The organism is Porphyromonas somerae, from assembly GCF_022845615.1.
Lineage (GTDB): Bacteria > Bacteroidota > Bacteroidia > Bacteroidales > Porphyromonadaceae > Porphyromonas_A > Porphyromonas_A somerae.
The window spans coordinates 1,132,510-1,146,522 of record NZ_AP025559.1; the positions used below are offsets into that span (position 1 = coordinate 1,132,510).

The 14,013-nt window shown below is 40.5% G+C and carries 13 protein-coding genes; all 13 read right to left on the minus strand.

Annotation, left to right across the window (positions count from 1 at the left end; all coding sequences use genetic code 11):
• Positions 1-113 precede the first annotated feature (113 nt).
• The 13 genes from MWL85_RS04975 to MWL85_RS05035 all read right to left on the minus strand — a co-directional run bounded on the left by MWL85_RS04975 (position 114) and on the right by MWL85_RS05035 (position 14,000).
• Positions 114-2,084 carry a BbrUII/HgiDII family restriction enzyme gene (locus MWL85_RS04975; protein WP_244401681.1) on the minus strand — a complete coding sequence of 657 codons (1,971 nt, stop codon included), beginning with the start codon at positions 2,082-2,084 and terminating at the stop codon, positions 114-116.
• Between the two features lie 2 nt (positions 2,085-2,086).
• On the minus strand, positions 2,087-3,130 hold the full coding sequence (locus tag MWL85_RS04980; RefSeq protein ID WP_244401682.1) for a DNA cytosine methyltransferase: 1,044 nt from the start codon (positions 3,128-3,130) through the stop codon (positions 2,087-2,089).
• Between the two features lie 437 nt (positions 3,131-3,567).
• On the minus strand, positions 3,568-4,440 hold the full coding sequence (locus MWL85_RS04985; RefSeq protein WP_244401683.1) for a Fic family protein: 873 nt from the start codon (positions 4,438-4,440) through the stop codon (positions 3,568-3,570).
• Between the two features lie 247 nt (positions 4,441-4,687).
• A complete protein-coding gene (locus tag MWL85_RS04990; protein ID WP_244401684.1) occupies positions 4,688-6,196 on the minus strand; it encodes a hypothetical protein in 1,509 nt (502 codons plus the stop codon).
• A gap of 35 nt (positions 6,197-6,231) precedes the next feature.
• The gene (locus MWL85_RS04995) at positions 6,232-6,642 is read right to left on the minus strand and encodes a single-stranded DNA-binding protein (RefSeq protein WP_244401685.1); all 411 of its coding nucleotides are present in this window, start codon (positions 6,640-6,642) and stop codon (positions 6,232-6,234) included.
• A 76-nt stretch (positions 6,643-6,718) separates the two neighbouring features.
• A complete protein-coding gene (locus MWL85_RS05000) occupies positions 6,719-7,570 on the minus strand; it encodes a hypothetical protein (RefSeq protein WP_244401686.1) in 852 nt (283 codons plus the stop codon).
• A gap of 57 nt (positions 7,571-7,627) precedes the next feature.
• A complete protein-coding gene (locus tag MWL85_RS05005; protein ID WP_244401687.1) occupies positions 7,628-8,476 on the minus strand; it encodes a DUF3945 domain-containing protein in 849 nt (282 codons plus the stop codon).
• A gap of 433 nt (positions 8,477-8,909) precedes the next feature.
• Positions 8,910-9,455 carry a hypothetical protein gene (locus tag MWL85_RS05010; RefSeq protein WP_244401688.1) on the minus strand — a complete coding sequence of 182 codons (546 nt, stop codon included), beginning with the start codon at positions 9,453-9,455 and terminating at the stop codon, positions 8,910-8,912.
• A 13-nt stretch (positions 9,456-9,468) separates the two neighbouring features.
• Entirely contained in the window at positions 9,469-10,068 is a 600-nt protein-coding gene (locus MWL85_RS05015; RefSeq protein WP_244401689.1) for a hypothetical protein, read from the minus strand.
• A gap of 83 nt (positions 10,069-10,151) precedes the next feature.
• Positions 10,152-10,991 (minus strand): hypothetical protein, encoded by an 840-nt coding sequence (locus MWL85_RS05020; protein WP_244401690.1) that lies wholly within the window; start codon positions 10,989-10,991, stop codon positions 10,152-10,154.
• A 54-nt stretch (positions 10,992-11,045) separates the two neighbouring features.
• On the minus strand, positions 11,046-12,098 hold the full coding sequence (locus MWL85_RS05025) for a hypothetical protein (RefSeq protein WP_244401691.1): 1,053 nt from the start codon (positions 12,096-12,098) through the stop codon (positions 11,046-11,048).
• 24 nt (positions 12,099-12,122) lie between these two features.
• Positions 12,123-12,908: a hypothetical protein gene (locus MWL85_RS05030; RefSeq protein ID WP_244401692.1), complete on the minus strand. Its 786-nt coding sequence runs from the start codon at positions 12,906-12,908 to the stop codon at positions 12,123-12,125.
• Positions 12,909-12,917: 9 nt separating this feature from the next.
• Positions 12,918-14,000 carry a toxin-antitoxin system YwqK family antitoxin gene (locus tag MWL85_RS05035; protein ID WP_244401693.1) on the minus strand — a complete coding sequence of 361 codons (1,083 nt, stop codon included), beginning with the start codon at positions 13,998-14,000 and terminating at the stop codon, positions 12,918-12,920.
• Between the last annotated feature and the right edge of the window lie 13 nt (positions 14,001-14,013).

The following is a 14,013-nucleotide window of genomic DNA, read 5'->3' on the forward strand; positions in this document are numbered from 1 at the left end:
TAAACAAAATCCGGAATAAAGTTATTAGAGGGTATCCAAATCCTCTGTAGGCAAATTCCTTTAGAGCCTTTCTTATTGCATGAAAGCGACAACTCATTCATATTCTGATTCAGTTAAATCAACTTGTTTACGATAGATCTAATTTTCGAAGCTTCCTTGTTGGCTTCTAGGTAATCGCTATAACTTGTCTCTGCATTTTCAATGAGCTGGTCATATCGAACCACCCGAGCCCCAACAGACTGTAAGATTCGCTCTATTTGGTCTGAGTCCACATCCTTAAAAGCATTCGGACCAACTATAAGTATAGTTTCAATAGGTGTGGTATCATTGGGATCAATTGCTTTCAAGCACTTCTGTAAAGCATTTCTATACTTATCGACTTGCTCAGCTGCATTAAAGATGTTGTACTTATACGTCATCTCGTACCGCTTGAGCTCAATGATGATGTGCTTACCAGCAACGTTCTTGTATCGAATATCTATTCTAGCTTTACGCTCTTCTTCCGTCAGACTCTCAGACACTTCGTTAAATTCTTTTGTGACACTGCTCTCAAGACGCTCAGAGCCTTCTGTTGCCCTTTCCCAAGATGAATCTAATAACCAAAGATGGTTAAACAGGTGCTCTTGAAGAATTTTTTCTTTGCTGTTTTCATCACAATATGCCGTCAATTGTTTCAGTACAGAGACCCTTTGAGACGCAATATCATAATAGAGGGCTGCCTCGACGTCTTGCATCCTTGAAAAGACTGAACCAAACTGCTCAAGCATATCTGTACTATCCAACTTTTCTAGTGCCGAGAGATTATCTGCAATCCGCAAGCGTTCAAAAGCAAGAATGCCATAGCCATAAAGCTCTCGTTTTTTATCGAGGTCGTCATCGTCTATCGTTGAGTTCTCAATGGTTTGAAAGATTCTCTCTGCTTGTCGCTTACTATCTCCCTTAAGAGTTTCAAACCACTCTTTAAGCTCTGGAATATCCTTCTGTCCCTTCTTCACATTAGTGTCATTCCGAAGCTTTGTCCAATCCCCTTGGATTCGCTTGAGAATCTTCTGCACAAACGCTTGAAGAGCTATATATCTTTCATCTGTATCTTTAATCTGTTGCCTATTACTGGTAGCAACATCGGGAAGATCGTCTTCGTCAAGGAAGTCTGCACAGATTTCGCCGACAAGGTAGCTTGCATATACGCCACCCTCAGAAAAGCTTGAGAGGACATCTTCTTGAGCAAGCTTACCCCTGACGATAATAGATATTTTGTTATTGCTCGCATCATCATTCTTCAAATCGCTCGGTTTAGAGACAGAGCCAATCCAACCACAGACCTTATACCCTTTTTCTAAATCGCCTTCTAGCTGAATAGGCTTTTCTAAGAGGTTTGTATTGTTGCCAAGTCGCTTTACGTCATATTCGCCAATAAACCAAACATAGTTTACCTTGTCAATATACCCCCTATCTGTGATAGATACGGGGTTCCCATTTATTTGAATTTCAAAAGGGTTATCCTCAGTAGAAATGAGAGAAAATCTGCGAGCTATATTTCTACGCAAGTATGTCTCGGACTGGGAGACCCCTTTTTTCAACTCTGAAAGCTTGATAAAGGTACCCGATTCTCCCAATAAGGATGGGTCAAAAGGTTCTTCTCTTGGGGAAAAGGTACTTGCTCCATCACGTATCACTTGTTCTAGTTCATCTCGTTCGATAACAAAAGCCTCGCCAGCATCTTCTTTGCACTTAGTATGAACTTCAATCCTATCGGCAATTGAAAACAAAGACAACTTCCCAATCCCCTTTCGTCCCATTACTGGTCGCTTAAAGTGAGAAGAAAGCGCTTCTCCTGAATCGCGCTTTCGATAACCTACTTTCAAATATTTCTCGTTTATATCAGACAGACTCATCCCATTTCCATTGTCTAGGATGGTGATGACCGGATCAGGTCCTTTGTTTATACTAATGTTCACTTCAGTGGCATCTGCGTCATAGCTGTTTGCCACGACTTCGGAAAGGACTGGAGGAATACTACTATATAAGTTAATGCCTAAATGCTCTAGGACATTTAGATCCATACTCATAGAATACTTACTCATACTTAAGAATGCTTCAAATGGTTAGTTAGACTTTTGCCTATCACCTCTCCCAGTCGGGGAGGGACAGCGTTGCCAATATATCTTGAGGCTTTAGTTATAGAGACTTCCTTTTCATTAGAAAAGAATTGATAGGACTTGGGGAAGGTTTGGAGCAGTGCAGCTTCCCTTATGGAGATTGCTCTATCTTGTGTTGGATGACCAAAGCGACCATTGCCATAGCCCGTGCAAAGAGTGGTCATTGTTGGAGCGGGCTTTTCCCAAACCATTCTGCCATATACACTACCAAAGCTCTTTCCTGTTTCTTTTTTATGACACTCTAAGCGTAAGCTTTCGGGCCAATCTTGCCAACCACCACCATAAGGGGTGTGCTGAATACGTTTTAGGTTCAAAGGGGACAATATCCTAGCTCGATGAAGAGGGTCGTTGGGGTCAACCTCTCCCGCACTAAGAGGGGGCAAGTCTCCAATAGCATCCTTTACAGTGGCGTAATTTGAAGGGTTGTTAGTTGGTGGAATCAAATCTATCGCTCCAAACTTAGAGGCTAACAATACTAGTCGTCTCCTATTTTGGGGAATACCATAATCAGGACAGAATACTTTATTTACAGAGACAAAATAACCCTCTCTTTTCAGAAGAGAAACAAAATCCGCTAGGACTGGCTTCTTCTTAAAGGCTAGAATTTGAGACACATTTTCCATCGTCACTAAGTCTGGACGCACTTCTCTGATTAAGCGGCCGAACTCGTAAAGCAAGTCGTATTTGTTGGGATCTTTCTTCTTATTCTTGAATGCATAAGAAGAAAACGGCTGGCAAGGAGCACAACCTGCTAAGACCTTGATGTCAACCCCGTCTAAAAGGCTTGCAATCTCACCCCCACAGACTGACCGAATATCTTTATAGATGAATTTAGCATTGTTATTCTTTTCATAGGCAAAAGCACAGGTCTGATCAATGTCATAGCCAGCCAAGACTTCAAGTCCAGCTGTCTTAAGGCCATAACTCAGACCTCCAATACCACAGAAAAGATCTACAACGCCTATTCTCATAATGTCCTTACTTCCTTGTATTTGAATGTTTCATAACTCATTTAGCTTTGCTCCGAAGAAGACTCTCCCTACAAATATACAACTTTTTCACACACAGTGATAGTGATTGAAAGCTGTGGCAATATTACCACACTAATAGCGACAAAAACGTTAATGCTAGCTTCTATGATATAAGAGAGTACTTTCAAGGAAGAGACACAAATGGGAGGATGAATAATACAAGTGAGGATAGCACATACAATACACTTATAGGCAACCTAAGACAAGCGGTAAAATACCTTGCAGATCATAAGATAGCACCAAAGGTGTATCTTCATGGATTTCTCGCTAGCGATACAAAGTCAAATAAATAAAATACGAGGTAGAAGATAATCTGCAAATAATAGACCTTAATATAAACTATTAACACGTAGGCAATTTCATCACCTACATTATAGTTACGGCTTCATGCCCTTAGACTTCTTTGCTTCTGATAGATTTATACTCTTCACATTGCTATTACACCGTATGTGAAGTAATCGATTAGAGAGAGGATGGTTCGCTCCATAAAGGAGATTCTCAAAGAAACGTTCCAAATGAACATACTCTCTTGTTACCCCCTTATCTAAGTTTTGAAAGTTTGCACGTACGAGGGCATTTCGGAAGTACCATGAGTTCTTCTTAAACAAGTCGTTATCTACCTTGAAGCCCAATGTGCGAAGATATTGAATCGTAAAGATAGCTGTTGTCCTTGTATTACCTTCGCCAAAAGGGTGTATCTGCCATAGACCAGCGACAAATCTTGTTAGGTGAGATACGATCTCCGAAGGCTCTTTCAAAGAAGAATAGTCAAAATTACGTTCTATACTTAAATCATACTCAAGTGTAATTCCGAGTGGCTCAAAAGGGGTATACCTTACTGTGTCACCGTCAAGGACCCATTCTTTTTTGGTGATATTATATTTTCTTAGCTGACCTGCGAATGGAAATACACCATCAAATATCCGTTTATGAGTAGAAAGAAAACCGGGCACTGAGAACGAAAACGCTTTTTCACCAAGAACCTTTGCAATGTTTACTGCCACTTTGTCGGCCTCCTCCGTATTCCCATCAATCTCAATCCTCTCCTCCTTCCTTTCGTAATAGCTTTTAACGAGTTTTTCTACTTCCCCTATCGTGAGCTTATCATTAATATGCTCCTCAGATTTCTCACGAAGATACTGAGACACCTCTAGCCCATCTACAGCTTGAAGGCCAATAGCTGCATCCCACGCCTCTCTTTTCTCTTTTGAACTAAGGTCACCTTCAATTATATATTCACCATCTATCATATACACTCAAGCTAAACGTCATAAAAAACATTGTTACTGTAGACACCTACTTATTAGTAGCTCTTACAAATATACCATATTGTCATGAGAAAGCCAAATGTATTTCAGTTCCTCGGAAAGATGTTTATTTTCAAGTAAAATAGCTCGGTGTGTTTCCCAACGCACCGAGCTAATCATTCAATTATTATTCAAACCAAATACAGTCCAAAAAGACCTTAATTGCTAGTAATTAATGTGGAATTAGGCATTACAGCCTTCTTCCTTTCTTGTTCTTCTCCAACTTTGTAATCTTTATACGCTTAAAACCAAGTGCATGTGTCCGAGCCTTATCATACAATTGCTTAGTAGCCTCTATACCACTATCGATTGTCTTTGACACCTCCTCTTTAAATGACGTCACTTGCTTCTCCACACTACTCTTAACTCCTTCGAAACCCTTTGAAACACTCTTCTGAGCAACATTGTACATTGAACTAAAGAATGACTTCATTCTAAATGTACGAGCAGAAGGGAAAGCCCTTGAATTCTTCTGATACGCCACCGCAGACTCACCCACCGTTGCGATCAAGTTGTTACTTAGGGATGTGAGCTCATTTTGTAAGCTATTCAGGGTCTGCAAAGAATTACCTATACGGTTCGCCATTCCTAGCAGAACGGTTTGTTTGATGTCGGGGTCTAGATCTTCTTGCGTTGCCACCGCCATAATATCCTCATCAAACAGCTCAGGATGTTTCCTGCCCTCAAGCAAGTCATAAATCTCAATTATAGAAGACTCCTTCAATTGAATTGAGAAGTCATCTATTGAAAGTTCTTTTTCCTTAAGAGGGGCAACTTCCAACCCAAACTGATCTGCAATAAAGCTATGACTAACTGATTTATTATATCCTAAAGATTGAGCGAACTGTTCCTCACAGCTCTTGAGTACATCAGCTCGAAGGTCACCCGATAGGTATGGCATATTCTCCTTTACAAAACGCTCATATAGGTCAACTCTAGCGTTGATAACCCTCTCTATCATCTCCGAAGAGAGCTCTTGATTTTCAATCAAACTATGGAAGAGCTTCAAGTCATTATTCTCAATTGCTTTTGCAAGGAGTTGCTCCTGCTGAGTGTCCGTCAATGTCACATATTGTGAAAGATTATACAACAACTCTTCATTTTGACGAGTCAAAAGATTTTCCACCACACAAGGGGGCAAGTATCTATTTTTAGTCAAAGCCTCCAGTAGAGAGCCATCTGCCTTTTCGGCTAGAAGGGATAGCACCACAGGATTAGAAATGGTTCTAACACATATTTCTACTATTGATGGATTTTTCTCCTCTTTGGCTCGGTCCAATATATTTTGAGCCTCTATCTCATCAAGCACACTCGTTGCTCGGTCTAATGCGAGCGATGACAGCTCAATACGAGTATCATATATAAAATCATTTGCAAAGCTCAAACTTGAAGTTTGCCTTGGTGAATACTGAAAGACCGCCATTGCAACATCTAAATCATGATGGTGCCCTAGTCGGTTAAGGTCGGCACGAGACATATTAGGATTACTAATAGCACCAATCAGCACCTCTTTACTATAGTCAGTTGCCTTCTCTACTATATAACCTAATGTGCTACCACTTAGCTTTTTATTCTTCACCGCCTTCACCTTCACTTCTGATGGGTACTGGGGGTTGTCAATCAATGATAGTAGTGTGCCATCATTTCTAGCCCACTTAGCGATAGTCATTAGGTCTTGTTCATTACTTCTACTAAGCATATTTCCTAACTCTTAAACATTAAACAAACAACTCATTAAAATGGTAGGTTCTCGTCACCTTGGGCTTGCCCTTGGACTTGTGCTTGCGAATGATCTTGAGACACCTCCTGAGGAGTTTCATTCTTACTTGCACTATCCTTACTTCCTAGCAATTCAATTGTATCGACATACACCACCGCAGCAGGCATTGCCACTCCTTCTTTATCCACATACGCAGTTATTTTCAAAGCACCTACAGCAGCCACTAGTGTGCCTTTTTTCAAGTAAGGCAATAGCTTCTTTAATCCTAAGTTAAAGTTAAGCTGATACCATCTCAAACTCTTTTGATCTTGTTGCTTCTTACTCTTCACAGGGGCACATGATGCCTGTATAAACTTCTCTTCACCATTAATTGTGACTACTTTAGCATCAGCTCCCAAGTAACCAACCAACATTATCTTCTCCATAATTCTCTTTTTTATTATTAATCTAGTATTTTTCAACAAACAACTTTCTTCATCACTCTTGTGAACAAGAGGCACCTCACATACACATACCTCGCTTAGGACCATTTTGATGACCCTCGGGGACAGTAATAGACTTTTTTCCCTCAATAAGGGTCATCTCAGGCCAATCAGGAGCTATCTTATGCTTCGTAAAAATCTCCTTTGCTCGGTCTTTTATCCTATCGTTATCCGTGTTCGCTAGATATTGATTCTTATACAACTCAGCCTCAATAGTGTAATGTACGTCATCATCTATATTCAGCATATCAGAAAGCATATACAATAGTAACCTATCGCTCTTAATATTATGACACAACTCTTTGACCAGACCCAAGTTGTCGGCTAGTTTCGTTGGGATATAAACAAAGACAATATGGTTTGCCAAGGTGTCAAACTCCATCTCGCTCAAGCCTAAGTCCTCATTATCATCGCCAATATGCTTAATGAAATCCACGCTCTTCTCTGGTCCATAATCCTCTAGGACCTTCCCAAATAGGACATGTTCATCTACATCATAAATAAAATTCGACAGTTGGTCTACAAATTCAGAATAAGCATTGTAAAGAATTGATGGTATGCCTCCAGCCAATACATTACTCACCCATTCACCACCCTGATCGTGGACCCCTTCGCTTGTAAATACGAGCAAATCTTGTGCGTTAGGCATAAATACTTTTTCGGCTAGTTCATAATCACGAAAAGCACTATAGGCTCCATATCCATCTTTGCCGTCATACATGTAATCCCAGTATAGGCTATCAGGATAATTGACCATTCCCTCCTTTGCCATACGTAGAAAAGTATCATTGAAGCTGTAGTCATTATCTGGCTTAAAGTCCTCAAAAAGCTTGTCTATACAATCGCTCTTAAACTGTTTAAGTACATCCATAATTCAAACAATAAATATGAGTTGGCAAGCTGTGCCTTGCCTGCCAACTCCTTACCATTAAATACTCTTCTTAACGCCCTTGTCCTTAGCAGCAGAGATCGTCTGACTCTTTTGTGAAGTCTGTCGCTTCTCTTGCGACTTGACAACTCCTACGATCTCTTTAATCTTAGGAGCTTTCTTGGAGATAACCCCACGCTCCTTCTGATACCTAAGAACCGTATTTTCGCTAAGGAACTTAGTATTCCATGTGCTTGCATCGTACATGAAATACGAGTCAAAGGTCTTATCGTTATAGCGACTTTGAAGACCAGTAAGTTTCACAACGTCACCCCGCTTAAGAGTTTCCATCTCCTCTGGAGTGAATGTATGACCACAAACTTGCTCAGGGATCTGCTTTACAGCGTGCTCCACTCGCATATAACGCATCGCATTAGTAATAGGATGCATGCCCACAAAAGCTTCAAACTTTTCTCCATTTCTATTGGTCAGCTCAACAGCCCTACCAATTGAATTAGTGGACAACAGCATGAAAATATCCTCCTCAGTGAACTTATGTCCCATATAAACACTATCTTTCTCCCTGAGGTCAGGAAAAGGTCTTTTTGAGGTCAGTAGCAACTTCACCTCATTACTCTCTTTGTCAATATAAACTCGAGCGGTACCCTCTACTATCGCACGTTCTTTAACATCAGGAATATCTCTCCCTTCTGCTTTGAACAACTCACGATCCTCGTAAGTAAACTGCTCTCGCATATAGATAGGTAGAGCACTTGTCTCTAGCCCAGCACAAAGAGTTTTCACCAAATCATGTTGTCTCTGCAACCAATTAATGTCTATCCCATTATACTCCATCAACTTCCATGGCAACTCTGCCTCTCTCAATGGGAACTTTTTCTCTTCACTCATAACAAAAACATCTAAAAAACATAATAAAACATCTACACAGAGATGGAGCGGCACAACTCCATATCCATCGCAAACATACCCGCATAATAATAGCCCTACCAGCTTTACCTAATTGCCGCATGAGTTCTTTGTGGTTAGTTAGAACTAGATGAAAAAAGAGAGAGGGAAAATGTCAAGGAGGAGAAAGGGGGTCAAGGGACTTTAGCGGAGTAAACATCGCACCATTACGCCTAGAAGTGAAGGCAAAAAAGATGTGAGCCAGCAACGCCAGCCCACATCCTCACAACATCATTAACAATCTACATGATAAAACAATCTATTACTTTATCGACACAAAGGTACTACCCTATAAGACAATCCAAACACTATTCCAATTGCCGCATGAGATCTGGAAAATGACTCTAGTAAAGTGTACCACTCAAGCATAGCAAAATTAATGGTCGTCACCTGAATGGTTATTATTGGGGTCAGCCGATAGCAATTTCTGCACGAACCTAGGAGAATTATAATTGTTGAAATACCCAAGACTCACTGTGTACTTATTAGGCTCTACCCTATAGAGCATTATAACTACTCTCCTTTTCTCTAGCTCCGTTAAGCCATCTCCAACTTGATGGAACCAACAGAGATAAGACTTATTTTCTTTTGAAAAGAAGCTCTCAAGATCCTCATTATGTGGTATAAACTTACCACCACCATAAGAAAATTCTGCATCTACTGAAAAAGTCATGAAGAGGTTGTTAAACTCCATCTTAGCCGTTTCGCCATCAAGTGTCTCTTCGTTAAGCACATAAACGACATAGACCTTGTCACTATGAAGCCCAACCGATACCTCGCATAGCTTCCCAAGGAAGTTGCCACTAAGGTTATCTTCATCGACCTTAGAAAAACCTTTTTTCTCAAGTGCAGAGAACACCTCTTGTTTAGTACCATCTACTGGCACCCCAAGGAACTCTGTCACACACATTTTATTCTCCATCTTTTCTTGTGCATTAAAGGTCCTCACCATAGGAAAGGTTACCACCATTGATATAGGAAATCACCACGCAGAAACCACCTTCAACCCTATTGACAGTAAGAGCAACACGTTTGTTTTGGACTTGTTCCAAACAGTCATCAACTTGGAAGAACCACGCCGAATACAACTTGTCGTGAACAGACATTTCATAGTCTACGTCTTCCTTGTCAGAGATCTTTTTGCCACGAAACCACTTGTACTTTGGGTTATTATCAAGCTGAGAAAAAAGGGTGTTAAAAACTAGCGATACAGATGACTTGTCAATAGGCAAAATTGGAGTCACTACGACTGCACAAACACGCTCCTTATTAGTCCTAACGACCACCATAGAACGTTCACCATTGAAGTCTCCTAACAAACCATCCTCATTTATTCGCATAAATCCCTTCTTCTCTAAGGCAGACACCATCTCCTCTTTAGTCCCATCCACTGGAATCCCCATAAACTTAGTCACACAATCTTGTGCAAAGATGGGGACACTAAACAAAAGCATTAGTAAGAGAATACTCCTTTTGAATGTCACCATGCAATGGAGGCGACTACAAACCAACGTACTATTAAACAAGTTTTTCATATTGCTACTATTTTATTGATATATGCTATTATTATTCTATTTAATCATTGATTTAGTTAGTCACAAAATGACCAATTAAAACACTACATTGAACGGCCACGCTTCCTCTCAGGCTTATTCAACTTTCGGTCATTCACCTTTGAAACCTTCTGCTGCTGCCTCTCGTTATATACCTCTTCTATCTTATCCTTTATCTCAAATCGCTTTGTCTCTAGGCAATTAAGAGCATTTTCAAGTGTTTTGGTATCCATCAGTGGCACATAGAGGTCAAGAGTCTCTTTCAAATAGTGAGAAAAATATGGGTATGCCATCCGGCAACCCTCTTTCAGAGCTTGTGAAACAACTATATCAGGGAAAGTATGAGTGTCATACTTCTCCATATATGCAGCGGCAACCTCATACCGATCCAAGTCATCAATCTCAAGAGCATCAAAATGCTTGAAGTAAAGGTCTTTTGTAAAGTCCATTTCAGAATAAACATCCAAATGGGCCCTCTTCAAGTACTCAGAATCTAGTCCATTTTTAGCGAGGTCATAAAGACATTCTGTAGCATCGCCAGCCCACTTTAGAGCTGGCACAATCAACTCGTCGTCAAACAGGGGACTAACGTTCCCATAGGCAAACTCTAATGCGTCTTTAAGCAAAAATCGCTCAATTAAATTTACATCACGCTCCTCTGTTGTCATGTTATGTAAACTACGAAGCCTCTCTCCCCAAAAATAAACGTGGGTCTCTCTAGCAATCTCCTCATCTGACGACCGATCATAAAAGTAGGTAATGCCATGTTGTCTACCTTCCCTTGACATATCTTTATACACTAGGTCTACCCTCTCGTCATAGCCATACTTTATATCAACATAATGCCTAGAATCTCCTCCTTCAATCCGGACCTCTCTTGCCCTTAGGTCATCTCTCTTTTCCATATTCATTAATTATCAATAGATTAATATTATTTCTTCACTTGGCTACCCCTACACTTATAGAGATAGCCCACCCCTACTCTTCCTCTTTAAGGTAATCTTCTTAGGAGCCTCCTCTTGCTCCACCTCCTTAGAGGGCCTCACACTAGGTTGCATTCCTCCTACTATTGAAGCCACCTTACCGTAGGTTTTACTAGTCGCATTCAAGCGATTTCCGATAGAGCGAGAATCATCAATGCTCTTATCTTCGATAACGATGTGACTCCTCTCTATACTCTTATACAGCTCCAACGTTAGGTCCTTATCCAAAGTCATCTCAAAGGGACTGTTTTGGAACCCACACTTATTACCTTTCGGAACCGTTATGCTATGAACGAGGAAGTCATTCTCAAACATATCTACGAGGTCAATCTTTGCTAGGAAAGTAAGGTTGCCCAACTCTGGTGAAAGGTCCTTCACCTCATTAGCAAATGAAGCGTACGACACACACTCATTACCATTCCTCTCAGAAACGTCAGGAAAATCCGCCTTAAAAGGAACTCCTAACTTCTGTAGCTCATCAACGACCTTGATTGGATTCAACTGTAGCTGATCAATCGCCTTACCAACAGCTGACTCACCATTAGAATAACTGAATTTCAAGGGGCTTAAGACAGGAGGCTCAAGAGCATAGATCCCACTCACTCGAACATTAAGAATGCCATCCTCACCCGTCTGACGCAAGAGCGTATAGATATAGTCATTATCATCAAACGTTTGCAACGAACGAACATAATCTGTTATATCTTGGTATGTTTCATAGTCATCATCCAAATCATCGTAATCTGGACCACAGATAAACGTCCACACCTCCTCCTCGGTGATACCACGATCTCCTAGCTCCTTTTCAACAAGGTCGTACAAAATCTTATCCACAACATCCAAGTCATTATCACGGAAATAAGAGTCTAGTAGATCATAGAAGAAGCAAGCTCCCATATCAAAGCAATCTTGTAACTCTACGAGAGAGTTGTTGAGATTATCCGTTTCATCTACACTCCTCAATTGATACGACTCTTCTAACAAATCGTAGATGTCATCTATCGTCAACATCTCTTTTTCTTTATTCATATCCATAAACGACTAATTTATTACTTACATATTCTTATGATTAGACTTAACACCCATACCACCTACCCTTAAAGGGTCGCTAAAGTCGGAAAATCCAAAAGGCTGCTCTTCATCAAAGAGGTCTTCGTCCATTAGAGAAATTGCAAAAAACTCTGGAATTGATTCAAACACATCCTCCACAAACTGTGGGGGCAAGTCATCTACAATACCATTAATAATGAAATCACAACCTAGATACCCCTCCTTGTATAAGAGGTTCTTTTCGCCCCTAAGATCATCTACTAAAAGCGAGTATGCATCACCATTAAGGTAGCACTCATAACGTATGAGGTCACTATTCAAGAAAAACTTACACACCTCATGAAAACGCCTCGCACTATAGGTGTCAACGAGCTTCACCACATCCTCCTCCGTCAAAAAGGCATAGCCAAGCTGTGAGCTATCCCAAAAGCTAGCAGCTCTCTTTGTACTCAATATCTTTCCCATATCACCAGTCATATATACTGGCACCAACTTCACTGCGTTAAATTTCTGACGAAGCACACACTCATACTCCTTCCATGAGCCAATGTCTGTGGTGTCAACCACATACTCCTCATCACCAAGGTTAAAGAGTGAAGTCAAAAAAGAGAACTTCCAAAACCCATCACTTTTGGTCCTTGGATTCGCCTTTTCAGAGTGACAGTAGTTAATTATCACTCTTACTCCATTATTGAGCTTATCATAAATAGCAGGATTACTCCCTGTCCTTAGGTCATAAAAGAAATTGTCATTCCCTCTCCTACCCTTATTTCTCTGTTTTCTACCCATAGTTTATCTTTATCTTTTAATTCCGTTTTTACCTTTACTCTTAGGTGCAATCGTTATCATCTTTTTCTTTGTCTCAAGGAACCCATCTGTTTCAACACGATTGGAAGGCTCACCCTCAACAAAAGTATGACGCACCACTTTTCCAAGCTTTTTACTCCATTGCTCTGATAGGCCATCTTTCACTCCGTTTTTGTAAGTGCAACGAACCAAAAGGTTCCCATTTAACGACCAACGAGTATAAAGTCCATCTTTATTACCATCTTTGTAAGTACAACGTTCTTTTAACTGCCCATTCGTATGCCAACTCTCACAAAGACCATGCTTTTTGCCATCTTTATAAAAAACACTTTTTTGGAGAAGTCCTTCTTCGTTCCTAACTAGACATAGACCATTGAGGCTCCCGTTAACATAACTCCATTGACTTCCAAGTTGGCCATCACGGCTCCAGCATTCATGCATCCCTTCAAATTCTCCATCCTTATAGGTACAGCGTTCTGCAAGCTGACCATTTGAATGCCATTTCTCAAAAAGACCATCTTTATTACCATCCTTATAGGCACAGCGTTCTGCAAGTTGACCATTCGTATGCCACTTCTCACAAAGACCATCTAGCACACCATCCCTCCAGAAGCTATGTTCTTGAAGACCACTAGCACCATACCACTCAAACGACCCATTAAGTTTTCCATTTTGATACATTCCACAGAAAATGGTTTTTCCATCACTATCTATACAACTAAATAAGCCATCGGACAACGCAGGCACCTTACCCGAAATAGATAAATCACCATATACCTCAGACACAACCTCTAAAAGGTCATAGTGAGGTGTATAGTTATAAAATTTAGAGGTGTGATGCCGAATATATGGAACATACTCAGTCGCATCTTTCCACATCGTCACAGGGACATTCTCTATAACACTCATGCTCATAGGATTGCCTGACTTTGCCTGTTCTTTTAGAAACTCCAAGAACTTAGCAGACCTAAGAAACTCTTGAATAAAAGTTCTTGTAATCATGCTCTTAGGCACTTCATAATCATTAATTGCTCTTTGGCTATTTTCGCTCCGTGAATACCCTATATATCCCATACTTCTAACTCCA